This window comes from Natrinema salsiterrestre, assembly GCF_029502005.1.
Taxonomy (GTDB): Archaea; Halobacteriota; Halobacteria; order Halobacteriales; family Natrialbaceae; genus Natrinema; species Natrinema salsiterrestre.
On record NZ_JAMQOT010000008.1, the window covers coordinates 144,326 to 167,784 of the forward strand.

The 23,459-nt window shown below is 66.4% G+C and carries 24 protein-coding genes, 1 tRNA gene and 1 pseudogene; 11 read left to right on the forward strand and 15 right to left on the reverse strand.

The window, feature by feature from the left end; all coding sequences use genetic code 11:
* Nucleotides 1-104: 104 nt before the first annotated feature.
* A pseudogene (locus NDI89_RS19460) lies at nucleotides 105-248 on the forward strand (helix-turn-helix domain-containing protein); the annotation flags it as partial.
* 37 nt (nucleotides 249-285) lie between these two features.
* Here NDI89_RS19460 and NDI89_RS19465 read toward each other — a convergent pair.
* Nucleotides 286-531: a ferredoxin gene (locus tag NDI89_RS19465; RefSeq protein WP_277524007.1), complete on the reverse strand. Its 246-nt coding sequence runs from the start codon at nucleotides 529-531 to the stop codon at nucleotides 286-288.
* Nucleotides 532-693: 162 nt separating this feature from the next.
* Here NDI89_RS19465 and NDI89_RS19470 point away from each other — a divergent pair, with 162 nt between their 5' ends.
* Nucleotides 694-1,479, forward strand: coding sequence for a class I SAM-dependent methyltransferase (locus NDI89_RS19470; protein WP_277524009.1), 786 nt, complete (start codon nucleotides 694-696; stop codon nucleotides 1,477-1,479).
* Nucleotides 1,480-1,539: 60 nt separating this feature from the next.
* On the opposite strand, the gene NDI89_RS19475 is transcribed toward NDI89_RS19470, so the two are convergent.
* A complete protein-coding gene (locus tag NDI89_RS19475) occupies nucleotides 1,540-3,105 on the reverse strand; it encodes an alkaline phosphatase (RefSeq protein ID WP_277524011.1) in 1,566 nt (521 codons plus the stop codon).
* Nucleotides 3,106-3,373: 268 nt separating this feature from the next.
* On the opposite strand from NDI89_RS19475, the gene NDI89_RS19480 reads away from it, so the two are divergent.
* Nucleotides 3,374-4,582: an inorganic phosphate transporter gene (locus tag NDI89_RS19480; protein WP_277524013.1), complete on the forward strand. Its 1,209-nt coding sequence runs from the start codon at nucleotides 3,374-3,376 to the stop codon at nucleotides 4,580-4,582.
* A gap of 11 nt (nucleotides 4,583-4,593) precedes the next feature.
* Here the strand turns inward: NDI89_RS19480 and NDI89_RS19485 are convergent, their stop codons facing one another.
* Both NDI89_RS19485 and NDI89_RS19490 read right to left on the reverse strand, forming a co-directional pair.
* Complete coding sequence (locus NDI89_RS19485; protein ID WP_425607766.1) at nucleotides 4,594-5,055, reverse strand: universal stress protein; 462 nt, start codon at nucleotides 5,053-5,055, stop codon at nucleotides 4,594-4,596.
* Between the two features lie 135 nt (nucleotides 5,056-5,190).
* On the reverse strand, nucleotides 5,191-5,775 hold the full coding sequence (locus NDI89_RS19490; RefSeq protein ID WP_277524017.1) for a hypothetical protein: 585 nt from the start codon (nucleotides 5,773-5,775) through the stop codon (nucleotides 5,191-5,193).
* 142 nt (nucleotides 5,776-5,917) lie between these two features.
* On the opposite strand from NDI89_RS19490, the gene NDI89_RS19495 reads away from it, so the two are divergent.
* Nucleotides 5,918-8,290: an ATP-dependent DNA helicase gene (locus NDI89_RS19495; RefSeq protein ID WP_277524019.1), complete on the forward strand. Its 2,373-nt coding sequence runs from the start codon at nucleotides 5,918-5,920 to the stop codon at nucleotides 8,288-8,290.
* Nucleotides 8,290-8,796 (forward strand): KEOPS complex subunit Cgi121, encoded by a 507-nt coding sequence (gene cgi121 / locus NDI89_RS19500; RefSeq protein ID WP_277524022.1) that lies wholly within the window; start codon nucleotides 8,290-8,292, stop codon nucleotides 8,794-8,796. Before NDI89_RS19495 ends, cgi121 begins: the two co-directional genes overlap by 1 nt.
* A 16-nt stretch (nucleotides 8,797-8,812) precedes the next feature.
* On the opposite strand, the gene NDI89_RS19505 is transcribed toward cgi121, so the two are convergent.
* Nucleotides 8,813-9,583, reverse strand: a complete 771-nt coding sequence (locus tag NDI89_RS19505; RefSeq protein ID WP_277524024.1) for an iron-sulfur cluster assembly protein — start codon at nucleotides 9,581-9,583, stop codon at nucleotides 8,813-8,815.
* Nucleotides 9,583-10,647 (reverse strand): amidohydrolase family protein, encoded by a 1,065-nt coding sequence (locus NDI89_RS19510; protein WP_277524027.1) that lies wholly within the window; start codon nucleotides 10,645-10,647, stop codon nucleotides 9,583-9,585. The genes NDI89_RS19505 and NDI89_RS19510 overlap by 1 nt, the downstream gene beginning before the upstream one ends.
* 187 nt (nucleotides 10,648-10,834) lie before the next feature.
* Between NDI89_RS19510 and NDI89_RS19515 the strand changes: the two genes are divergently transcribed.
* On the forward strand, nucleotides 10,835-11,878 hold the full coding sequence (locus NDI89_RS19515; RefSeq protein WP_277524029.1) for an NAD(P)-dependent alcohol dehydrogenase: 1,044 nt from the start codon (nucleotides 10,835-10,837) through the stop codon (nucleotides 11,876-11,878).
* A gap of 295 nt (nucleotides 11,879-12,173) precedes the next feature.
* A complete protein-coding gene (locus NDI89_RS19520; protein ID WP_277524031.1) occupies nucleotides 12,174-13,544 on the forward strand; it encodes an oxidoreductase in 1,371 nt (456 codons plus the stop codon).
* A 1-nt stretch (nucleotide 13,545) separates the two neighbouring features.
* Here the strand turns inward: NDI89_RS19520 and NDI89_RS19525 are convergent, their stop codons facing one another.
* The 3 genes from NDI89_RS19525 to NDI89_RS19535 all read right to left on the reverse strand — a co-directional run bounded on the left by NDI89_RS19525 (nucleotide 13,546) and on the right by NDI89_RS19535 (nucleotide 15,354).
* Nucleotides 13,546-14,244, reverse strand: a complete 699-nt coding sequence (locus tag NDI89_RS19525) for a rhodanese-like domain-containing protein (protein ID WP_277524033.1) — start codon at nucleotides 14,242-14,244, stop codon at nucleotides 13,546-13,548.
* A gap of 129 nt (nucleotides 14,245-14,373) precedes the next feature.
* Nucleotides 14,374-14,446 (reverse strand) — tRNA-Gln (locus NDI89_RS19530).
* Between the two features lie 122 nt (nucleotides 14,447-14,568).
* Nucleotides 14,569-15,354 (reverse strand): homing endonuclease associated repeat-containing protein, encoded by a 786-nt coding sequence (locus NDI89_RS19535; protein ID WP_277524064.1) that lies wholly within the window; start codon nucleotides 15,352-15,354, stop codon nucleotides 14,569-14,571.
* 101 nt (nucleotides 15,355-15,455) lie between these two features.
* On the opposite strand from NDI89_RS19535, the gene NDI89_RS19540 reads away from it, so the two are divergent.
* The 3 genes from NDI89_RS19540 (at nucleotide 15,456) to cysE (ending at nucleotide 17,791) form a co-directional block, all read left to right on the forward strand.
* Nucleotides 15,456-16,046 carry an IMP cyclohydrolase gene (locus NDI89_RS19540; RefSeq protein ID WP_277524036.1) on the forward strand — a complete coding sequence of 197 codons (591 nt, stop codon included), beginning with the start codon at nucleotides 15,456-15,458 and terminating at the stop codon, nucleotides 16,044-16,046.
* Nucleotides 16,047-16,350: 304 nt separating this feature from the next.
* Nucleotides 16,351-17,019 carry a metallophosphoesterase family protein gene (locus tag NDI89_RS19545; RefSeq protein ID WP_277524039.1) on the forward strand — a complete coding sequence of 223 codons (669 nt, stop codon included), beginning with the start codon at nucleotides 16,351-16,353 and terminating at the stop codon, nucleotides 17,017-17,019.
* A 256-nt stretch (nucleotides 17,020-17,275) separates the two neighbouring features.
* Entirely contained in the window at nucleotides 17,276-17,791 is a 516-nt protein-coding gene (gene cysE / locus NDI89_RS19550) for a serine O-acetyltransferase (RefSeq protein WP_277524041.1), read from the forward strand.
* 23 nt (nucleotides 17,792-17,814) lie between these two features.
* Here the strand turns inward: cysE and NDI89_RS19555 are convergent, their stop codons facing one another.
* From NDI89_RS19555 to larB, 5 genes are all read right to left on the reverse strand, one after another.
* Complete coding sequence (locus NDI89_RS19555) at nucleotides 17,815-19,209, reverse strand: phosphoglucomutase/phosphomannomutase family protein (RefSeq protein ID WP_277524043.1); 1,395 nt, start codon at nucleotides 19,207-19,209, stop codon at nucleotides 17,815-17,817.
* A 57-nt stretch (nucleotides 19,210-19,266) separates the two neighbouring features.
* Nucleotides 19,267-20,235 carry a DUF8054 domain-containing protein gene (locus tag NDI89_RS19560; protein ID WP_277524045.1) on the reverse strand — a complete coding sequence of 323 codons (969 nt, stop codon included), beginning with the start codon at nucleotides 20,233-20,235 and terminating at the stop codon, nucleotides 19,267-19,269.
* Between the two features lie 96 nt (nucleotides 20,236-20,331).
* A complete protein-coding gene (locus tag NDI89_RS19565) occupies nucleotides 20,332-20,580 on the reverse strand; it encodes a GIY-YIG nuclease family protein (protein WP_277524048.1) in 249 nt (82 codons plus the stop codon).
* Nucleotides 20,581-20,661: 81 nt separating this feature from the next.
* Complete coding sequence (locus tag NDI89_RS19570) at nucleotides 20,662-20,811, reverse strand: DUF7563 family protein (protein ID WP_226004847.1); 150 nt, start codon at nucleotides 20,809-20,811, stop codon at nucleotides 20,662-20,664.
* 117 nt (nucleotides 20,812-20,928) lie between these two features.
* A complete protein-coding gene (gene larB / locus NDI89_RS19575; RefSeq protein ID WP_277524050.1) occupies nucleotides 20,929-21,687 on the reverse strand; it encodes a nickel pincer cofactor biosynthesis protein LarB in 759 nt (252 codons plus the stop codon).
* Nucleotides 21,688-21,973: 286 nt separating this feature from the next.
* On the opposite strand from larB, the gene NDI89_RS19580 reads away from it, so the two are divergent.
* Nucleotides 21,974-22,141 (forward strand): DUF1931 family protein, encoded by a 168-nt coding sequence (locus tag NDI89_RS19580; RefSeq protein WP_006665251.1) that lies wholly within the window; start codon nucleotides 21,974-21,976, stop codon nucleotides 22,139-22,141.
* A 67-nt stretch (nucleotides 22,142-22,208) separates the two neighbouring features.
* Here the strand turns inward: NDI89_RS19580 and fni are convergent, their stop codons facing one another.
* A complete protein-coding gene (gene fni, locus NDI89_RS19585) occupies nucleotides 22,209-23,264 on the reverse strand; it encodes a type 2 isopentenyl-diphosphate Delta-isomerase (protein WP_277524055.1) in 1,056 nt (351 codons plus the stop codon).
* Between the last annotated feature and the right edge of the window lie 195 nt (nucleotides 23,265-23,459).

The following is a 23,459-nucleotide window of genomic DNA, read 5'->3' on the forward strand; positions in this document are numbered from 1 at the left end:
TTGGCCACCGGAGGCGGAGCGGTCGACTCCGTGTGCGAATTCTGACTATCGTTTTCGAACGCGGGCCTCGAGCTCCCCTGGATCGAGCGTGATTTCGACGGACTGCTCGAGCGGTCGGCTACTACGACGTGCCGCGAACGGGGTCGCTGGCGGAGGTGGCAGTCGACCTGGGGTGTTCGGAGAGCGCGGCGTCGACGGTGCTCCGGACGGCCGAATCGGCGTTGGTGGACGCGGCACTGGGGCACTGAGAGAGATAGAGACGGAGAAGCGAGCGACGGCGTCCGCTCAGGGAATCAGTTGGTCGCCGTCGTCGTCGTAGATCGTGATCGCGTCGACGGGACACGAGCGGGCGGCGAACTTCGCGTCGAGCTCCGCGTCGTCGGGCACTTCACGGACGAAGACCGCGTCTTCGACTTCCTCGCTGTCCGCGAGGATCGCCTTCCCCTTCGATTTGTCCTTCTCGAACGCGTCCCACTCCGCGACGCACTGGAACATCCCGATACAGGTGTCCTCGTCGAATTCGACTTTCATGGGCGGGAGTTGGGCCGATCCGCGTAAATCGTTAGCGGTCGGCAGTCACACGAGATCGTACCGGACGGGCGGATCGAACGTTCCGACCGCTAGCCGTGGTTTGCGGTACCAGAGACCACATATCATATGGATTTTATTATCCCTCGAATCTTCGACTCGAGCATGGAACGAACCGATTCCGAACCAGCCGGATCGGGACCGGCGGACCCGCTGGGACGGGCGATGCTCGCTCACCACCGCGACACCCCGGGTCGGCTGACATATCGCGACGGCGCGGACGTACAGGACGGCTCCGTCGCCGAGTTCTACTTCTCGAGTCCGGAGTCGTGGGATCGGGAGGCGATCGAGCTCCTCGAGCGATTGACCGACCGCGAACCGGTGCTCGACGTGGGCTGTGGCGCGGGGAAACACCTCCTCTGGTGGGCCGATCGGGGCGTCGACGCGGTCGGTGTGGACGCGAGTCCGAACGCCGTGCGAACGGCCCGTAAACGCGGCGTGGATGACGTCCTCGTCGGCGACATGTTCGACCTGCCGATCGAAACGGGCGCGTTCGGGGCCGTCCACGCCGTCGGCACGCAGCTCGGCCTCGGTCGATCGCTGGCCGGCGTTCGCGAGTTGCTCGCCGAATTCGCTCGCGTCACCGATGACGCGGGGATCGCCGTCGTCGACAACTACGATCCGACGCGGTTAGACGAGGAATTCGTCGGCTACCGATCCGACCCGCGCGAGGGCATCGCCCACCGGTGTTTCCACCTCGAGTTCGAGCGCGAGACGGCGGACGGCGAGCGATATCGCGAGGTCGGGCGGACGCTACAGTTCCTGCTGTGCTCGCCCGACCGGCTCCGCGAGGCGACGACGGGGACGCCGTGGGCCGTCACCGACGTCCTGCGGTCCGACCCACACTACAGAGCGGTGCTGGCGAAGTCGGATTCGAACCCGGATCGATAGCGAGACGGTCCAGAGTCGCTCAAAAAGAACGGGTGGGTAACGGCGAGCGATCGAACGCGATCAGAGGTCGTGAACCGAGCCGATCGCCTCGCGGCGGCGGCCGGCCTGCGCGGACGGCGATGGCGCGTCTCCCTCGAGAATCAGGAGAATATCCCGGTAGTCGACGACGCCGTTGCCGTCGACGTCGAGCGCCTCGGTCACGTCGTCGGTGGCGGGACCGACGTACTCGAGGGCGAGCCAGGCGTCGAGCCGGCCCGACGGCCCCGTCCGAGCGATCGTGCGCTCCCAGAACTCGCGCTGGGAGTCGGAGACGCGGGGGAGCCGGCCGAACAGCAACAGGGCGGCGAGGGTCACCGAGAGGTCGGTGTGGTGGATCCAGCCGTTGAACGGGTCGACGTGGGGACCGGCGGCCATCACCGTCTGGGCGGGGCCGGTGTGAACGTTCGAGGCCCACGCGACGCCGAGGTGGTCGGAGACGACCGCTCCGAGCGCGTTCGAGAGGGCGAAGGGACCGTCGGCGTCTTTCGCATCCGCGATCCGTTTGACGTCCTCGTCGGTGAGTTCGACCTCGACGCGCCCTTCGACCGCCTCGCGGATCGGGGTCCCGTCCTCGATGGCCGCAGCGATGGCCGCGTTGCTCGCCTCGGCGTTCCGGATCGCCTCGGCCTCGATGGGCGAGCCGTAGCCGCTGCCGGTCGCCAGGCCGCCCGTCTCGTGGTCGGAGGTGACGACGACCAGCGTGTCGTCGCGGTTTTCGGCGTACTCGAGCGCCCAGTCGACGACCGCGTCGAACGCTTCGGTCTCGGCGACCGTCGTCTGGATATCGTTGCCGTGCTCGGCGTGATCGATGCGCCCGCCCTCGACCATCAGGAAGAAGCCGTCGTCCTCGTCCTCGAGCCGATCGACGGCGGCCCCGGTCATCTCGGTCAGCGAGGGGATCGACCCGTCGCGATCGAGCGTGTAGGTGACGTGGCTGTCGTCGAACAGCCCGAGCAGCCTGTCGCCGCTCGCCGCCTCGAGGTCGGCCGAATCGAAGAGGACCTCGTAACCCGCCCCTCGCATCCGCTCGAGCAGCTCGTCGTCGAACTCGCGGCGGCCGCCGCCCATGAGGACGTCGACGTCGCTCTCGGCGTATTGCTCAGCGATCGTCCCCTCCATGTCGCGGTCGGGGACGTGCGAGGCGTAGGCGGCCGGCGTGGCGTGGGTGATCCGGGTCGTCGAGACCAGCCCGGTCGCTTTGCCCCGCGCCTGTGAGAGCTCGAGCTGGGTCAACAGCGGCGTCGGGTCCTCGTCCTCCGCGTCGCCGCGGACCGAAATCTGTCCGTTGTACGCCTCGTGACCGGTCGCGAGCGCGGTGCCGGCGGCCGCCGAGTCGGTCACCTCGCCGCTCCGGGAGTTCGTCCGCGTGTAGCCGACGCCGGTCATCGACTGCAGCGAGAGGTCGCCGTGGACGACCGACGTGACTTCGATCGGATCGAATCCCATGCCGTCGCCGATCAGGACGATCACGTTCTCCACGCCTCCTCCGAGACGGCTGGCGGAGACGTCGGATTGCGCGCCGGCCGAGCCAGTTGCACCGAGCAGTCCAGTCGCACCCAGCGCCGTAACGAATTGTCGTCGTCGCATAGTGCATGCGGGGCCTCCACGACCCCGTTCATTATTGTTTATATTATCGGTCGGTAAGTTGCTATAGCGATCAGTAGTCGATGCTGTTTTCCGAAGCGCGCCGGGAAAACGCCACAACCGGCCGCTCGAGCTCTGTCGATCCGGTACCCTGCGATGGTCGGAACCGTGGGCGATCCGGCGAGCGGTCCCTCGAAAGCGAGTTGCGGGAAGGAAGCACGGAACCCGTAGGAACCCTTTTCCGGCCCCTCGTCGAACCCCGACCGACGGAATGGTTGCACTGTCCTTTGCAGCACTCGTCGGGGCCGCCGTCCTGACCTGTCTGTTCATGGCGTGGGTGCTCGGGGCGAACAGCAACTCGCCGCCCTTCGCGCCCGCGATCGGCGCGAACGCGATCCCGACGATGCAGGCGGCGTTCCTCATCGGGCTGCTCGCGGCCGCGGGCGCGCTCATGCAGGGCGGCAGCATCTCCGAGACCGTCGGCGCGGACCTGATCGACGGCGTCACGATCACGCCACTTGCGGCGACCGCGGGCCTGCTCACCGCGGCGACGTTCATGGCGATCGGCATCTACACGCGGTATCCGATTCCCGCGGCGTTCGCGACGACCGGTGCGATGGTCGGCGTCGGCCTCTCTCTCGGCGGAGACCCGGCGATTGCGACCTACCGGCGGCTCGGAACGTTCTGGCTGCTGGTCCCGATCATGTCCGGCGGGTTAGCGTACGCGACGGCGACGATCCTGCGTCGCGACGACGTCCCCGAAACCGTCGGCGTCCCGCTGCTGGCCGGCATCGTCGGGGCGATCGTCGCCAACGTCCGTCTGGGCGTGATTCCCGATCCGGCCGCCGATCAGGGCACCCTCGCCGGGTTCGTCTCCCGCCTGTTCGGCGGCGGTCCAGCACTCGCCGCCGGCGTCGATCTCGGCACCGTGCTCGTGACGATCGCGGCCGGGCTACTCGCGTTCTACTGGGTCCGCGAACGCGTCCGCGTCTCCGTCGAGCGCGGCATCCGCTCGTTCCTGCTCGTGCTCGGCGGCATCGTCGCATTCTCCTCGGGCGGGTCGCAGGTCGGGCTCGCGACCGGGCCGCTCGAGAACCTCTTTCGGGTCGAACTCGGTCTACCGGGAATCGTGCTGCTCGCGATCGGGGCGTCCGGCATCCTCGCCGGAGCATGGATGGGCGCGCCGCGGCTGTTGCAGGCGACCTCCAGAGAGTACGCCCAGCTCGGCGTCCGGCGGTCGATCGCGGCGCTGGTGCCCGGGTTCGTCATCGCCCAGCTGGCGATCGCGCTCGGGATCCCGGTCTCGCTCAACAACATCATCCTCTCCGGCGTCATCGGCGGCGGGCTGGCCGGCGGGTCGGCCGGCGTCTCGCGGCGCAAGATCGGCGTCACCCTCGCCTTCTGGCTGCTCACGCTGGGCAGCTCCGTCGTCGTCAGCTACGGCCTCTATCAGCTGTTCGAGACGGTGATCGGCGGCTGATCGGCCGAGACTCACTCGAGTACCGTCACCGGACGGGGCGTCCGTTCGACCACCGTCGCGGCGATGCCGCGGCCGAGAAATCGGCGGAGGAACCCCACCGACCCGTTTTCGGAGCCGTACATCACGACGTGATCGACCCCCTCTTCGGACGCGTATCGGGGAACGACGGTTCCGGGTCGGCCCTCCGCCGTCTCGATCGCGACTCGGTCCAGCGAGTCGGAATTCGTGACGGACTCGAGCACCGCCGTCGCGCTGCGCCGAGCCTGGTCCGTCCGTTCCTCGCCTCGCTCGAGGACGCCGCCCTCGCTGAGCGGCGCGTCGAGCGGCGTCAGGACTGCGAGGAACGTGACGTCGGCGTCGGGGAACGTCTCGAGGGCGTACGCGAGGGCCTCGTCCTCCCGTGGGCGGCCGAGGGTGGGGACGAGGACGTGCTGCGGAGCGATCACGGGACGGACTTCGGCACCGATCCTCATCGATCTATCGACGGGGAATGCGTGTTGCCCTGTACTGCCGGTACTTGAGTCGATACGGTTCCGCTGGCCGGTTCTGGGGTTCTACGACGACCCGAGAACGATCCCGTTTCGGCGGTCCCGCCCCGAGCCCCGCGGTCACCGGCGCAGATAGTAGAGGACGACGCCGGGTGCGGTCAGCAGGACGAAGACGGCGAGCAGCGAGAGCCGGTTCCCGAAGACGACGTAGGTCTCCTCGAGCGACCCGGTCGACGCGCCGACCGTCAGCAGGGTCGTGCCGTAACAGCCGGAGACGAGCCCGCGAGGGCCGCCGACCATGTCGAGGATCCGTTCCCAGCGGGAGGGACCGACCCACGGCAGTCGGACGTACGCCATCGAGCCGAGCCGGCGAGCGATGCCGCCGACGGCGGGCAGCGCGATCAGCGCCGGCAGACCGAACCCGACCCCGATCGTGCCGAGCAGGCTGTAGCCGGCGGCCCGCTTCAGTTTCCCGAGCAGATACCGGACGAACGCGACGACGAGCGCGGCCCCGACGAGGACGACGCCGAACTCGAGGACGGACGGCTCTCGCCCCGCCACGGCGAATCGGCGGCCGAGCGTGTCGGTCGCCATCCCGAGCGTGAGGATCGCCAGTCCCGACCCGACGAGTAGCTTGCCGCTTCGCCCGCGAGCGGGCGACGTCCGGAGCGGTGAGGAACGAAGCGTCCGTGCGAGCGTCGACATGCGTTCGGGTAGCGATGACTGTCGCAAAAATCTATCTGACTGCGGCGGAAGTGACGGCAGCGTGATTTCGGCGGGGGTGACGGCAGCGGGTCGAGATCCGAGAGACGATACTTTAAACCGCGGGACGCGCCAAAAGCGGGTAATGAATATCGAGGAGCTGACGGGGCTCCCGGCCGGTGCCGTCGACCACTTCCGGAGCGAGGGCATCGAGGAGCTCTACCCGCCGCAGGCCGAGGCGGTCGAGGCCGGCGCGACCGAGGGCGAGAACCTCGTCGCCGCCGTCCCCACCGCCAGCGGGAAGACGATGATCGCCGCCCTGTCGATGCTCTCGGCGATCGAACGCGGCGGGACGGCGCTGTACATCGTCCCCCTCCGAGCGCTCGCCAGCGAGAAAAAGGAGGAGTTCGAGGCCTACGAGCGGTTCGGCGTCACGGTCGGCGTGACGACCGGCAACTACGAGAGCACCAGCGACTGGCTCGCGACGAAAGACATCGTCGTCGCCACCAGCGAGAAGGTCGACTCGCTCGTCCGCAACGGGGCCGACTGGCTCTCAGACCTGACCTGCGTCGTCAGCGACGAGGTCCACCTCATCGACGACCGGAATCGGGGGCCGACGCTCGAGGTAACCCTCGCGAAACTCCGCAAGCTCAACCCCCGCATGCAGCTGGTCGCACTTTCGGCGACGGTGGGCAACGCAGACGAGATCGCCGACTGGCTCGACGCCGCGCTCGTGGACACCGACTGGCGGCCGATCGACCTCCAGATGGGCGTCCACTACGGCAACGCCCTGAACTTCGACGACGGCTCGACGCGCGAGGTGCCCGTCGAGGGCAACGAGAAGCAGGAGGCCGCGCTCGTCCGCGATATTTTGCAGGAAGGTGGCTCCTCGCTCGTGTTCGTCAACTCCCGCCGGAACGCCGAAGCGGCCGCGAGGCGATTGGGTGGCGTCTCGAAGAACGAACTGACCCCCGAGGAGCGAACCGAACTGGCCGACCTGGCCGAGGAGATCCGGGACGACAGCGACACCGAAACGAGCAGAGACCTGGCCGACGCCGTCGAGCACGGCTCGGCGTTCCACCACGCCGGCCTCTCGAGCACCCAGCGGTCGATCGTCGAGGACGCCTTCCGCGACCGGCTCCTGAAGGTGATCTCGGCCACGCCCACGCTCGCGGCGGGGGTCAATACCCCGGCCCGACGGGTGATCGTCCGCGACTGGCGGCGCTTCGACCCCAGCGCGGGCGGGATGGCACCGTTAGACGTCCTCGAGGTCCACCAGATGATGGGGCGAGCGGGCCGGCCGGGATTGGATCCCTACGGCGAGGCCGTCCTGCTCGCGAAGAGTCACGACGAGAGCGAGGAGCTGTTCGACCGCTACGTCTGGTCCGACCCCGAGCCGGTGCGCTCGAAACTGGCCGCCGAACCCGCCCTGCGGACGCACGTGCTCGCGACCATCGCCTCCGGCTTCGCCCGCACGCGATCCGGGCTCCTCGAGTTCCTCGAGGCGACGCTGTACGCCAGCCAGTCGAGCGAGCCCGGGCGGCTCGAGACGGTGACCGACACGGTCTTGCAGTATCTCGAGTCGAACGACTTCATAGAGCGCGACAGCGGCGGGGACGGTGGTTCCGGCGAGGCTGACGCCGACGGCGCGTTCACCTCCGCTGCCGATCTCGCCGACGACGGCGGCCGCGACGAGGACCTCGAGGCGACCAGCCTCGGTCACACCGTCTCGCGGCTCTACCTGGATCCGATGAGCGCCGCCGAAATCGTCCACGGGCTCGCGGACGCCGACGAGCGCCCGACCGCACTTGGACTCTACCAGCTCGTCTCGCGGACGCCGGACATGTACGAACTCTACCTCCGCTCGGGCGAGGACGAGAAGTTCGGCGAGCTCTTCTACGAGCGCGAGGCCGAACTGCTGGGCGACGCGCCGAGCGAGTTCGAAGAGGAGCGCTTCGAGGACTGGCTCTCCGCGCTCAAGACGGGCAAACTGCTCGAGGACTGGGCGACGGAGACCGACGAGGAGCAGTTGACCGACCGGTACAAGATCGGACCGGGCGACCTCCGCGGGAAGGTCGACACCGCCGAGTGGCTGCTCGGCGCGGCGGAATCGCTGGCCGCGGAAATCGACAGCGAGTGGACCGTCGCGGTTCGGGAGGCCCGCGCACGCGTCGAACACGGCGTCGGCGAGGAGCTGCTCGAGCTCGTCTCGGTCGGCGGCGTGGGCCGCAAGCGCGCCCGGCGGCTCTACGACGCGGGGATCGAGGAGCCCGCCGACCTGCGGAGCGCGGACAAAGGCGTCGTCCTCACAGTGCTCAAGGGGAAGAAAACGGCCGAGAACATCCTCGAGAACGCGGGCCGCGAGGATCCGTCGATGGACGACGTCGAGCCGGATTCAGGGGGGTCGGGCGAAGGCGGAGAGACTGCGACCGCGAGCGGCGACGCGGATAGCGACGAAACGGCCGTGACGGAGCCGGCGGAAGCCGACGACGGCCAGTCGAGCCTGGGTGATTTCTAGTGGATCTACTCGAATGCCGGCTCGCGATCGACGACCTCGACTCGTTCGTGGCCGACCTCGGCGAAATCGGGGACCGACACGGGACGACGATTCAGGCCTTCGACGCCCGGTACGTCGCCGACCGACGACACCTCGAGCGGGCCATCGCGTTCGCTGATCGCGCCATCGAGCGCGGCGAGAACGTCGCCCGGGATCGCGCCGTCGAGATCCTGCTGTACGCCGCCGGTCGCCGGCAGATCGATCGTGCGCTCGAAATGGGCGTCAGCGAGGGCGAGAACCGCGCGATCGTCCTCGTCGACGGCGATAGCGACGAGGACGAAACCGCCGCGATCGAGGCGATCGAAGCGCTGGACGCGTTCGTCGAGCACGAATCGACGCTGGAGACGCGGGACCCCGAGACGCTGTGTGAGTTCTTCGACATCACCGACGCCGAGCGGGCGGCCACCGACGCGTCACTGTCGGCACTGGTTCGGGAGCGGGTCGCGCTGCTCGAGGTCGAAAAGTAGGGACTCCGCGCCGCTCTCAGTCGTTAGCGGTCCCCTCGAGCCGTCCCTCCCTCGCTTCTCGAAGGCCGTCACAGATGCCGCCCTGACTCGACATGTTGACCTGCGCGAGCCGCCCCCTGCGGTGGACGTGGTCGAACGACTCGGGGTCGATCGGGTCGCCCTCCGGGGTTCGAAACAGGAGGTCGTCCGGCTCGGAAACGAGGTCGGTCTCGCGGGCCTTCTCGAGGTAGCGCTCGATCGGGTCGTTCGGAACGGTGACCGCGAACGAACGGTCGTCGACGTAGACGTCGACGGTGTCGGTCGCGTCGGTCATCTCGAGGTCGCAGGGGCTGCAATCGACGATCGCCTCGGCGTCGAGGCCGGCATCGAGCAGCGCCTCGACGGCATCGTACTGGCGAGCGACGCGGGCTTTCTCGTCGAGTTCCGTGCGGACCGCCGCGACGTCGCCGTCGGCGTCCGGGAACGCCTCGGCGAAGGGCAGTCGGTCGTTCACGCCGCGGTTGATCTCCGTCTCGTGCATGTGGTCGTGGAGCCGGATCCGTGCCTCCTCGACGGCCGGCAGCGACTCGACCTCGTCGCGGGCGTCGACCGCCATCATCCACGCGAACGCCGGCGAGCACCACGCGGTCGGGAGCGTGAGGTCGACGGCGACGCGAGGGCCGTCGATCTCGATCCCGTCGACGTACTCGAGGTCGACGATCGAGCGGTCCAGTTCCGGATCGGTGACGCGGTCCAGTCGGTCGCGAACGGCCCCTCGAGTCGGACCGCCGGATATCTGTGCACTCATCAGTCGTCTGCGGCCGCGGGTTCCTCGCTGGCGTAGTGATCCCCGAGACCGAACTGCTGGCTGATCTCGTCGTCCCGGAACGCCTGCCGTTTCGCCTCGATGTCGATGTCGTAGAGGTCCGCGATGTTCTCGCCCATGACTTTCTTCTTGGTCTCGAGATCCCACTCGACGCCGTACTCGGCGCGGTGTTCCCCCGTGAGCTCGGCCTCGAGCACTTCCTCGACGAGCCAATCGGGGTTCCAGATGGCGTAGTCCGAGCCGAAGATCACGCGGTCCTCGCCGAGCCACCAGAGGAGTTCGGACATGATCTCGGAGAACTTACCCGGCCGGTTCTGGGCGAACGGGGCCGCGACCGCGAGGCCGCCGTAGACGTTGTTCTCCTGGGCGGCGATCCAGCAGAAGTCGTCGAGTCGGGGCAGGCCGACGTGTTCGACGATAAAGTTGAGCTCCGGGAACGACGAGGCCGCATCGTCGACGTCCGCGACGTCGAACGCGTCGCGATTGAGGGGGCGGATCGTCGGTCCCTTGTGCGCGTGGATGTTCTCGATCCCGAGTTCCTGGCACTTCTCTAAGAACTCGAAGGCGTCCTCGTCGTCGAGTCGCCACCCCTTCGAGTCGCCGCGCCACTCGGCGGTGTAGAGTTTGACGCCGGGGACGTCGTATTTCTCGTGGAGTTCCTCGAGGTACTCGAGCCCCTCCTCCCCGTCGCGGGGATCGAAGGTGCCGTTGAGGACGAACCGTTCGGGGTACTCCGTTGCGAGTTCGGCGTTCTGCTCGGTCGTGTTGAACCCATCCTCGTAGAAGTCGGTGAGGTAGGTCGGCTGGAAGATCGCCATGTCCGCGGCGGCGTTGCTGAACAGGTCCTCGACCATCCGGTCGGCACCGTACTCCCGATACTCGTCCATGTCCCACTGCCGTTCCTCCGGGGTAAACGTCGTGTGGTAATCGTAGAAACACTGGATGAACTCCTCCCCGCCCTCGTGTTCGATGTTCTCCTCCGTGGCGTCCCACAGGTGGACGTGGCCGTCGATGACGAAGATATCCTCTCCGTTATGCTGATACATCGCACAGTGCACATCGATATCACGCCACATCACTCTTTTTTCGGACATCACTGAGTGACACTGTAACACGACTCTATACCGCTGAAATTAGCATATCGCCTCGTTACTATCAAAGTTCAAATATTCACACGCGGCGATACGCGAGCGGAACGTTATGACGGATGGCGACGAACTGTGACGCAGTCCCATGCAAGCAGCCAGACTCCACGAGTACACCGACGACATGAGCGAGGCGCTGCGGATCGACGACGTCGACCGTCCCGCACTCGAGCGGTCCGATCAGGTACTGGTCGAGGTCGAAGGAGCGGGATGGTGTCAGACTGACAATCACATCATCGAGGGGATGTGGACCGACTACGCGCCACAGGACCTGCCGATGACGCTCGGCCACGAGAACGCGGGGATCGTCGCCGAGACCAGCGAGGAGGTGACGCTGGTCGAGGAAGGCGATCCGGTCATCTGCCACCCGGTCCAGACCTGCGGCATCTGTCGGCCCTGCCGACTCGGCGAGGACATGTACTGCGAGAACAGCGCGTTCAACGGGCTCACCACGGACGGCGGCTTCGCCGAGTACCTGCAGACGAACGAGCGCGCGGTGATCCCGCTCCCCGACGGCGTCGATCCGACCGAGATCGCACCCCACGCCGACGCGGGGATCACGGCCTACCACGCCGTGAAGAAGGCGGTCGACGAACTCAACCCCGGCGACACCTGCGTCGTCATCGGCGTCGGCGGCCTCGGCCACATCGGCCTCCAGTGTCTCGAGGCGATGAGCGCCGCGGACGTCGTCGCCGCCGACATCAAAGGCGAGGCGCTCGAGCTGGCCGAAGAGCTGGGGGCTCGCCACACTGTCAACTCCGCCGAGGAGGACCTGCCGGACGTGATCGCCGACCTGACCGACGACGAGGGAGCCCAGCAGGTCGTCGACTTCGTCGGCGCCGACGAGACGACCGCACTCGCACCTGAGATCGTCGCCGCCGGCGGCGACCACCACATCGTCGGCTACGGCGGCCACGTCCACGAACCCAGTCAGGCGCTGGTCAACGGGGAGTTCTCGTTCCGCGGCACGCTCGTCGGCAAGTACGCCGAACTGCAGGAACTCGTCGCGCTCGTCGACCGCGGCGACGTCGAACTCCGCACCGAACGCCACGACTTAGGCGAGATCAATACGGTCGCGGAACGGCTCGAGCACAACGAGATCGAAGGGCGTGCAGTGATCCAGCCGCCCTGACTCGGAACGGTCGCTTCACTTCGGGCCGATAGCCCACCCTGCGGTGGCGCGCGCTGTGCCGTGGTGAGCGGTGCGAGGCCGAACGCAGTGAGGGCTCGACGACGCGAACCACGGCAGGAAGTCGTGCGAGGGATGAGAGAGCGACTTCTGGAGCGAGCGAATCGGCTGGGGAGGGCGTGGCATTCCCCGTTGCCAGCAGTAGCAGATCACTCGAAACGACCAATTACATAACGAAGAGGTTCAATACACGCAGAACCGGCGCTACGCTCTTGTACGACCGCCCGATACCCCCTGCATGGCCACCCTCGAGGACCCCATCGAAATCGGCGGTCTGACGGTCCCGAATCGGCTCTATCGTGCACCCCTACTCGAGTGTGCCGGGAACGGCCCCGACACGGTCGAGACGCTGATCGACGACCTCGAGCCCGCGGCCGAGTCGGGCGTCGGCCTCATCTGTCAGGGGGCAACGATCGTTCGCGGCGAGGGCGGCTGCGCCGCACCGGGGATGACCCGGGTCCACGACCCAGACTTCGTCGCGCAGCTCTCGCGGCTGACCGACCGGATTCACGACCACGGGAGCCGGATCGTCGTCCAGCTCGAACACGGCGGCCTCCGGAGCATGGAGACCTGGCACGCCGAGTACCGCCGGGAGCATCCGGAGCTCGAGCAACTCGCGGTCTCGAATCCGCCCTGGCAGTTGCGCGCGCTGGACCGAATCGGCTTCCTCGAGTACGACCCACACGTTCTGACGACCGACGAGGTGTACGACCTCGCGGCGGATTTCGGTCGCGCGGCGGCCCGCGCCGTCGAGGCCGGCTACGACGGGATCCACCTCGCCGGCGCGAACATGGGGATCGTCCAGCAGTTCCTGTCGCCGTTCTACAACCGCCGGGACGACGAGTTCGGCGGCTCGCCCGCGGCCCGCCTCGAGTTCCTCGCGGTCGTCCACGACGAGATTCGCGAGCGAGCGGAGGACATTCCGCTGCTGACGAAGGTACCCGCCGAAACGCCCGCACCGCCGTCACCTCTCGTTCGTCGGAACCTCTCGCTCGCGGACGGGGTCGAGATTGCTCGCCGACTCGAGGAGATCGGCTACGACGCAGTGGTCCCGGTTCAGACGTCGGTCGTGTGGGATATGAGCATTATTCGGGGTGAGTATCCCGAGCGGGCGTGGGACAACGAAGCCCTGCGCGAAGCGTACGACGCGGCCTTCGGGGGATCGACAAGACGACGGCTCGTTTCTCTGGCGAACCGAGTGCAATCGTTCCAGTACGACTTCGAGCCCGCGTGGAACGAGGACTTCTGTCGACGCGTGCGCGAGCGAGTGTCAATCCCCGTCCTCGCGGAGGGCGGGATTCGAAAGCGAGGAGAGATGGATCGACTGCTCGGCTCGAGCGAGGAGAGTGACGGCAGTGATCGTCGCGAGGAGCCCGCCTGCGACATGGTCGGCATGGCTCGACCCTTCTACGCCGAACCGCGGCTAGGGGCGCGGCTGCTCGAGCCCGAATCGGGAGACGAAACTCCGCAAGTGCTCTGTGAAAGCTGTAACAACTGTACCGTCCCGCAGGTGACCGGTGCACCGGGGATCTGCCGGACGCCCAACGTGGTTCGGAAGCGGGGGGAGCTCGAGCGGGAGGGCGTATACGATCGACTCGAGAGCGAGTGAGTCAGGCCGTTATCGTGGCACTCGTCAGGTCCGCGAGCGTGCCCTCGGTCGTGTAATCCGGCGCTTCGACTCTGAATCGAGAGTCGGTCGAGCCCGCGTAGTGAAGCTGTAGCGTGTACGAGCCGTCGTCGGCGATCGGTGCGGCCTCGCGGCGATCCGCGTCGACTTGCTCGAGGGAGACCATCTGACCGGCGTAATCGGCGCTGGTCATCCCGCTGATTTCGTAGGTCTGCCGTTCGGTTTCGACGTCCGATCCCGCCAGCGGATACCCGTTGTTGGCCCATCCGCCGAGTCCTTCGTCGATCGCGTACGTGTGTTCGTATCCCGCGTCGATCAGCGACGCGGCCCGCTGGGACGAGAGGTGATGCGGGCAGCCACAGTAGGTGACGATCCGCGTGTCGGTCGACCACTCCTCGACCGGATCGTCCTCGGTTCCGTCTGGAGCCGGCGAAAAGACGGCGTCCGCGATACGAATCGTCTCGTACTGGTCCCGACCCCGTGCGTCCGCGAAGCGCGCCTCGTCGTTTTCGTACCACTCGAAGACGTCGTCGACCGGCGCGAGCGGAACCGCGACTCCGTCCGTCGTCGTCGTCTCGTAATCGAACTCGTTTGCAGCCGTCCCGCTGTTGCCGCCGAGACAGCCAGCGACCCCGCCGAACGCTGCCGTCCCCCCGACAGCGAGGAATGTCCGTCGGTTCATATTTGATCCCTAGTGAGGGCATAAAGATATGACTTCTGGTGATACGAACCGTACTGCGAGACCCCTTTGTTTCGACTGGAGAACGCAGTGCGCGACTGGGAAAGTGTTCGAGACGAAACGGCAGAGAAGTAGTCCATGCTGGATTCGAACCAGCGTCCCGAGCCCCAGAAGCTCGGAGGATTGGCCGCTACCCTAATGGACTTGACATGATTCGTCGGTTCCGATTACCGACGACGTATCACTCCGTAGTTGGTGTTCGTATTAGAGTGTTACGAACTCAATCGGGGCGTCAGGGGACCCAGTATAGACACTCCTTGGTGGAGATTACGGCGCCGGTGGGTCATAGTGTTCTTTTCGATGGCAGTTCGCACAGAGAACGCAACACCGATCGATTTCGGTTCGAATACGATCTTTCGGTTGTCCATTCGAGACGAGTTTTGCGACGGTTGCACCTTTTCTATCACCATGATGATGGAAATCCAAACAGGCAGGATCCGAAACGTCACATCGATCACACCCCGTATCTCGTTTTAGATCGTGAATCCACTGTCGGCGTCCTTGCTCCGGTTGAGAATAATGAAGCGATCGGTGGCAGTTAGCACACAGTACGTCACACTTTTCCATCTCGTTACGAAGTGCGTCTTTCCCGTAACCGAAGGTCACCATTCGCCCAACCGCCATTTGCTTCGTCGTTTCGTCGGTGTGGTGGAAATCCAGACACGCGACAGTATCGACACCACACTGTGAGCAGCCTCGCTCGCGCTTTCGCTCGTTAACCCAGGACCGAAGTTGAGAACGCCGGTGTAACGTCCGTTCTGCGTTCCAATCGGAATTTCGATAGTGCCATCGCTGATCGACAGAGAGCTCCTCCCAGAACGTTCCCTCAGGAAGCTCAACGTCGTCAGGTTTCGGCCCAACTCGAGACCCCCTCGAGTACGCCGTTTCCAGCCCCGCTTTCTCTTTCGCGTCGTTCCAGCCACCACACGTTCGAATTATTGTCGCGGAAGCCGGTGTCAGCCCCAGCTCCTCGTACTGTGCTTTCGTCGGCGACTCGCCCAGTCGTTCGGCGGCCCGCCGCAACGCCTCGAGACAGTCTGCCTCCGTAGCCACACCGCCGTTCACCGCGCTATAGTACATAAACTCTCAGACGGCACCGACGCCCTCGAGCCCGAACCGATACCCCTTTTCCCCTCTCTCGCCCACTCCCGAATATGTACGTCGGACGATTCGTCGTCGTCGGTCCGGAAGTGGGCGCGTACCGCGTCTCCTCGCGGTCGTTCCCGAATCGCGAAATCACCGCTCGAGACGAGGCGCTCACCGTCGGTCCCACCGCGGACGCCCCGGCAACGGACAACCCCTACGTCTCCTACAACTGCCTGCGGGTCGTCGAGACGCCGACGGGCGAAACGGCGGCGTTCGGGAACGGCTCGCACGTCGATCCGATCGCGGAGAAGCTCGAGCTCGGCTATCCGGCTCGCGACGCGCTGGCGGAGAGTCTGCTGGCGCTGGATTACGAGAAGGACGACTACGACACGCCCCGCATCGCGGCGACGATGGGCGATGACGGCGAGGCCCTGATCGGGACGGTTCGGAAGGATGCCCTACTCGTCGAGACCGTCGACGAGCCGACGCTGGTCGCGACCTACGAAACGAACGCCCCCGAGTCGTTCGACCTCGCGGCCGACAGCGCTCAAGCGGCCGCGAGCGAGGTGTACGACCACGAGTTCGAACACGCGGTCTGTGCGGCCGGCGTCGCCCGGACCGGGGACGGGTTCGAGACGGCGATCGAGAACGGCGACTGATCGATACAGTACTGGCCGTTCGCCGAAATCGACCGCTCGAGAGCAGTGTGACACACGTCGGAATCGAAGGGGAAAACGGGACGGAATGCGTTCTGCTGTCGTGGCAACACGGAATAGCCACGTCCTCGCCAACCGATTCGCTCACGGATCGCTTCGCTCTCCGTTCGCTTCCGAGGCGCTTCCGACGGTCGCGCCTCGCAGACAGCGTGCGCCAGCGCATAGCAGTCAATCGACCGGCGATACGGAGGTACAGGGACCGATCACTGGACAACCTACAAACCACTCGGACCACTTACCCTCGAGCATGAAGGTCGGACTCGTTTCGGATATTCACAGCAATCGGGTCGCGCTGGAAGCCGTCCTCGAGGACATGCCGCCGGTAGACGAACTGCTCTGTGCGGGCGACGTCGTCGGCTACAACCCCTGGCCCGCCGACTGCGTCGACGAGATGCGAGAGCGGGACGTGCCGACGGTGATGGGGAATCACGACGTGGCGGTCGCCGGAGAGACGCCCTTCCGATTCAACGGGATGGCCAAGGCGGGCGTCGACCACGCCAAAGAGCAGCTCGGCGACGAGCAACTCGAGTGGCTGGCCTCGCTCCCGGCGGAGCGCTTCGCCTGCGACAGCCGGGTGAAACTCGTCCACGGGCATCCGGACGATCCGGATCGCTACACCCGATACACGTACCCGAAGGAGTTCTCGCCCCGGCTGCTCGGGGACGAAGACGTCCTGGTACTGGGTCACACCCACGTTCAAGGAGCGAAGCAGTTCGCGGAGGGAATCGTCGTCAATCCGGGCAGCGTCGGCCAACCTCGCGACGGGGATCCGCGGGCGGGGTACGCAGTGCTCGACCTCGACGGACTGACGGTCGACACCCACCGAGTCGAGTACGATATCGAAGCCGTCCAGGAGGCCGTCGCGGACGCGGGATTGCCGGCGCGAATCGGAACGCGGCTCGCTCGAGGGGAGTGATCAGACGGGGCTGCCCCCACCCGTGGGAGCCGACCTCCCGTCGGACGTTCGACCCGTCGAAGGGAAGCGGAAACGAATCTTTTTACACTGCCCCCGCTGCTACGTTCGGATATGGTATCCACCGGCTACACCGCGTGTACCGTCCGGAACTATCCGCCACGCGCCGCGGGCCGGTGTTGCCGGTCGCCGACTCGCACGTCGACTCGAGGTCGGCATCGCGTCGAGACCGTTTCGACGAAGACCGCGACGGGGAGCGATGTTCGATCGAATTCGTGAGGACGTGTGGGCGATGCGCGAGCGGGACCCCGCCGCGAAGGGGTGGCTCGAGGTCGCGTGCTGCTACCCGGGCCTCCACGCGGTCTGGGCCCACCGGCTCGCCCACCGATGCTGGAACGGCGGCCCCGCCGGTCGGCTGTTCGCACGGCTGTTTTCCCACCTCGTCCGCCTGCTGACCGGCGTCGAGATCCATCCGGCCGCCGAGATCGGTCGCCGGGTGACGATCGATCACGGGATGGGCGTCGTCATCGGCGAGACGGCCGAGATCGGCGACGACGTCCACATGTACCACGGCGTCACGCTCGGCGGAGACACCAACGAGCCGGTCAAGCGCCACCCGACGGTCGAGGAGGGAGCACAGTTAGGCGCGAACGCGACGCTGTTGGGCGATATCACGATCGGCGAGGACGCGGCCGTCGGTGCCGGCTCGGTCGTCACGCAGGACGTCCCGGCGGGGGCGACCGTCGTCGGCGTGCCGGCGGAGCGGGTCGACTGACCGGAACGTATTTGAGCGAATATTTAGACGAGCGGTTCGACTAGCTCCCGACCCGCCTCGAGCAACTCCCGAACCCGCTTTTCATCCCCAGCCTCGGCGTACACCCGTAACACGGGCTCGGTCCCGCTCGGACGGACCAGCACCCACGAGCCGTCGGCCAGCAGCAGTTTGAACCCGTCGGCGGTGTTCAGGTCCTCTACGGCCGTTCCCGCGACGGTCTCGGGGATGACGCCCTCGAGATCGGCCAGCACCCGCGATTTCTCGCTGTCGGGGCAGGCGACGCTGATCTTGTCTTGGACGACGGTGCCGTGGGTCTCGAGTAGCCGGTCGACCCGGTCGTCCAGCGGCTCGTCGGCGTGCATCGTGGCCGCGAGCAGCGCCATCAGGACGCCGTCTTTCTCCCGGACGTGTCCCCGGACGGTGAAGCCGCCGGACTCCTCGCCGCCGACCAGCGCGTCGTGATCGGCCATCGCCTCGGCGACCCACTTGAAGCCGACCGGGACCTCGTGGACGGTCTCGCCGTGGGCCTCGGCGACCCGGTCGATCAGGTAGGTCGTCGAAACCGTCCGGATCGCGGGGCCCGACGCGTCCTCGAGCAGGTAGTCGTACAGCGCGGCGAAAAACAGGTTTTCGTCGAGGTAGCCCCGGTCGGGCGTGACGACGGCGAGTCGGTCGGCGTCGCCGTCGTTCGCGATCCCCAGATCGGCGTCGCTGTCGTCGTCCGTGACGGTCTCGATCAGCGCCGCGAGGTTCTCGGCGGCGGGTTCGGGTGAGCCGCCGCCGAACTCGGGGTCGCGGTCGCAGCGGAACCGTTCGAGGGTGGCACCGGCGCGCTCGAGCAGTGCGTCGGTCGTGTCGCGGCCGCTCCCGTGCATGGCGTCGTAGGCGACGGTCAGCCCCGAAAGGTCGGTGCCGCCCGTGATCGACGCCACCAGTTCGAGGGCGGCGTCGGCGTGAGGGGCGGCGAAGTCGACCTCGCGGACGGTCCCGTGGTCGCTCTCGGGGAGCGGATCGGGTTCGGCGAGCCGCTCCGCGATGGCGTCGGTGACCGCGGGCAGGGCCGGAGCCCCGTCCTCGGGAATGAACTTCACGCCGTTGTACTCCGGCGGGTTGTGCGAGGCCGTAATAACGAGGCCGCCGGCGAGATCTCGGTCGGCGATCGCGGAGGCGACCAGGGGCGTCGGCCGGTCCCGCTCCGAAAGCAGGACGTCGAACCCGTTCGAACACAGCACGCGCGCCAGTTCCTCGGCGAACCCGCGGGAGGTCTCGCGGGCGTCGTAGCCGACCGCGACCGGCCCCTCGAGCCCCTCGTCCGCGAGGTACGTCGCGACCGCCTGCCCCACCATCCGAACCCGCGGGGCCGTAAACTCCTCGAGCGTCGCCCGCCAGCCGTCGGTGCCGAACCTGATCGTCTCCATGCTCGTATGGTCGGCAGCCGGCGCGAAAAAAGCGACGGCACGCTTCCCGAGGCCGAATCAGGCCTCGACGTCGGAGAGGCGCTGTTCGAAGAGCCGTTCGCCCGTCTCCTCGCACGTAACGGCGACGACCTGATGGGACGTACAGCAGGATTCGACGACCTCCTCGCCCATCTCCACGTCGCCGCCGGAGGGACACGTCTCGAGGAACATCCGGAGGCTGTTGAGCACCTCGCCTTTCGTCTCGGGATCGTACGCGTCCCAGTCGTCGATCCACGTCTCGAGCGCGCGACTCGCGGCGACGTCCGCGATCAGCCCGGCCCGAGAGGGCCAGCGACCGGCTCCGCGGCCCCCGGCCAGCAGGATGTGGGTCTCGTCACGGGTCTCGAGTTCGAACTCGTCGGGATCGGCCTCGAATCCGAACGCGTCGACGGCCGCCGCGGCGTCGACGCCAGACTCGTCGAGGGGCTCGATCTCGTCGAACCAGGCGGTCTCGAACTCCGCGGTGAGACAGAGGTCGTCCCGGTCCGAGCACGGCTCGAGGACGTCGTGGTCGAGGAAGAACGTCTCGAGGTCGACGATCGCGCGGTCGTCCTCGCCGTCGATCGAGTCGTCGTCGGGCGTAGCGATGTCGTCGCTCTCGTCGAACGTGGCGACGTCGCCGGACGCCGACGAGGTGTCGGTCGACTCGCTACCGGAACGGGACGCATCGGCAGGGGTCGTCCCGGTCGAACCGGCGGCACCGAGGCCGCTCGCAACCGCCGGATCGGGCTCCTTCCCGAACCAGCGCAGCACTTCGGGTGGAAGGTACCGTTTCGTCAACGTCGGCGTTCCGGGAACGAGATACCCCCTGAGATAGATCAGCGCGACGGAGACCGCGATCGCGAGGAGGCCCCCGAGGCGGGACTTGCGGGCGACCAGCGAGCCGACCACCGCCGCGATGGCGAGGTTCAACACGGTACACGGTTCACACCGGTTCTCGCCGGTGTACTCTGGCTGTTTGAGATCGTCGACGACGTCGATTTGCATCGTATGGTAACTACCAGCCTCGGACAGTATCTATTTTTCGGACGTTCGCGGTGATATAATGTGGCGACTGATCGGCGTACGCCGAGTCGAAACGGCTCAGTCGAGACCGATCAGGCGTTCCTTCGCGCCCCTGCTCAGTTGCTTGATCTCGTACTCGCGAGACATGGCCGCCGATCTCGAGTCGAACTCCTCGCGGTATCGCAGTTCGACCGGCGTCCGTCCGCGCGTGTACTTCGCGCCCTCGCCCGCGTCGTGTTCGGCGACGCGTCGCTCGAGGTCGGTCGTGTAGCCGGTGTAGAGGGAGCCGTCGGCGCACTCGAGGACGTAGACGACGTGGTCGGCCATCGCTCGTGGGCAGGCGGGGAAGCCTAAAAAGCGTCTCGTCCGTGGGGGCGCGTGGTTGTTGATCGCGTGGTAGCGATGTTGTCAGGTACCGCGAGCGCGCTCTTTCGCGGCCTCTGCGATTCCGGCGTTGGCCGAACAGCTGACGCAGGCGTGGATTTCGCCGTCTTCGTCGGCGAAGACGCGTGCGAACCGTTCGGAGACGTGCGCGCCGCAGTGGTCACACTTGGGCATTGGTCACACCGGCCGGAGCCGGTACCGTAGTATACTGGTCGAACGGATAAATAGCCTTCACCATACACTGTTTGGCTTTTCGGTTTCGGGAAATATTTTTCGAGAATAAGGACGTCGTCAGGACCGTGCGGTATCGATCGCGCGTGCGAAGAGCGTCGCCTGCGCACCGGCGACGAATCCCGCGTCGATGTTGACGACCGAGAGCACGGTACAGGACTGAAGCATGCCGGCGAGTGCCGCCTCGCCGGCGCCGCCGTGGCCGTAGCCGCTGGCGACCGGGACGCCGATGACGGGCGTATCGACGAGACCGGCGACGACGGTCGGCAGAGCGCCCTCTCGACCGGCGGCGACGATCAGCACGTCCGCCTCGCGGAGTCGATCGAGCTGATCGAGGGTCCGATCCAGCGCCGCCACGCCGATATCGTCGACCCGATCGACCGACGCGCCCGCGTCTCGAAGGACCATGGCTGCTTCGTCCGCGACCGGCCCGTCGACCGTTCCACCGGTCGCGATTCCCACCGTCGCATCGAGCGACGGCCGTTCGTACTCGGGGCTCGTCACCCGGACCGTCGCGGTCCGGCGATCGATCGTCACATCGGGAGCCGTCTCCCCGAGATGGGTCTCGAGCGCCTCGAACTGCGACTCGGAAACCCGGGTGAGCAACGCCCGATCCGTCGTCTCGAGGGCGGTTTCCGCGAGTGCGACGACCTGTTCGGCCGACTTCCCCTCGGCGAAAATCGCTTCCGGAATCCCGCGTCGCTGCTCGCGAGCCGCATCGAACCTGCCGGCGTCGCCGACGACGTAGCCTCTGAGCTCGGCTTCGGCCTGTGCCGGCGACAGCGAGCCGCCGGCGACGGCCTCGAGGAGTTCGCGCATACGTGTCCTCGAGGGCCGACGTACTCGAATCCGTCGACCGGAGTTCGGGTCGCGAGCGATCGATTCCCAGCGGGTGGTATCGCTGAACATGCGCGGGAGACCCAGAGGACCGCGCGCGAGCCGAATACGGTGTCTCGATCGCTCCGAAAATCCCGCTGGCCGTTCATCAACTATATACTTTCCGGTGGTTCTGTGCACCGAAACGGACGAATCAACCGCTGGAACCCCCGTATTTCCACGACTAACCAAAACATATATATGAGGTAACCGGAAACGAGTATATCGTATGGCAGATCTTATCGTCAAAGCCGCCGTCAAGGAAGCGCTCGATGACAAAAACGTCGCCTCGGATTTCTACGACGCACTCGACGAGGAAGTCGACGAACTCCTCGCGGACGCAGCGCGACGTGCAGAGGCTAACGACCGGAAGACGGTCCAGCCCCGCGACCTGTAAGGTTCGATAACCCGCGATTTTTTCGGACGCTACGTCGAATAGCGGCGGGTACCGACGGTCGACGCTCTCAGCGACGATCGAGATACTCCTTCGTTCGCCCGAGCACGACGCGTTCGGTGTCCCGTAGCTCCGAAACCGACGCCGATCCCGTGACGAACATCGCCGTCCGGAGTTCGAGGACGAGCGTCTCGATCAGCTCCACGACGGCGTCGACACCCCGTCCGGCCGGCGCGAGGAACGGCTTCGCGAGCCCGCCGGCACGAGCACCGAGCGCGATCGCCTTCGCGACGTCCAGCCCGGATCGAACCCCGCCGCTCGCAATTACACAGTCGTGGACAGCGGCTGCCTCGAGCGTGCTCACTGCAGTCGGAACGCCCCAGGCGCGAAACAGCCGGCCGAGCCGTTCCTGTCGATCGGCGTCGACCGCAGCCGCCCGGTGGGACTCGATTCCCGACCAGGTCGTGCCGCCCTGTCCGGCGACGTCGACGGCATCGACGCCGGCGTCGGCGAGTCGAGTGGCCGTCTCCCGCGAAATGCCGTTGCCCGTCTCCTTGACGATCACCGGAACCGAAAGCTCGTCGGCGACCCGTTCGATCGCCCCAAGACAGCCCCGGGCGTCGACGTCACCCTCCGGCTGGACGGCCTCCTGCAGAAAGTTCAGGTGAATCGCCATCGCGTCGGCGTCGATCATCTCCACGGCCGCCTCGACGTCGGCCACGTCGTACTCGAGCAACTGGGCCGCACCGACGTTGCCGTAGAGGAAGGCGTCCGGTGCAACGTCTCGAACGACGGTGTAGGACTCGAGGATCTCCTCGTCGTCGACCTCGAGGCCGGCGCGCTGGCTGCCGACACCCATCGCGACATCGGTTCGCTGGGCCGCCGCCGCGAGCGCCCGGTTCAGTTCGGTCGTGTTCGGGTGGCCGCCGGTCATGCTCTCGATGACGATCGGGGCCGCGAGCTCGTGTCCCAAAAGCGTCGTCGTCGTGTCCACCTCACCGCGGTGAACCTCCGGAAGTGCTTCGTGAACGAGTTCGATATCAGCGAACCCCGAACCGGTCGTCTCGACGTCTTCGGTCTCGATGATGCGGATGTGATCGTCTTTCCTGTTTGCTGTCTCGGACATCGAATCAGATCTATTGAATACGAATGTTACCGGGCTGGAAAAAGTATCCATCCGACATTTCGATCGCCACGGCAGTGTCTAGTTAGGCCAGCTTGAGAAGTGAGCAGGTCGTAGAGTTTGTTTGGGACAATGCTCGCAGACCTGCTCAGCGAGTGCTACGCGACGGAATTTGATGAATCTTGGGAGCGTGAGCGG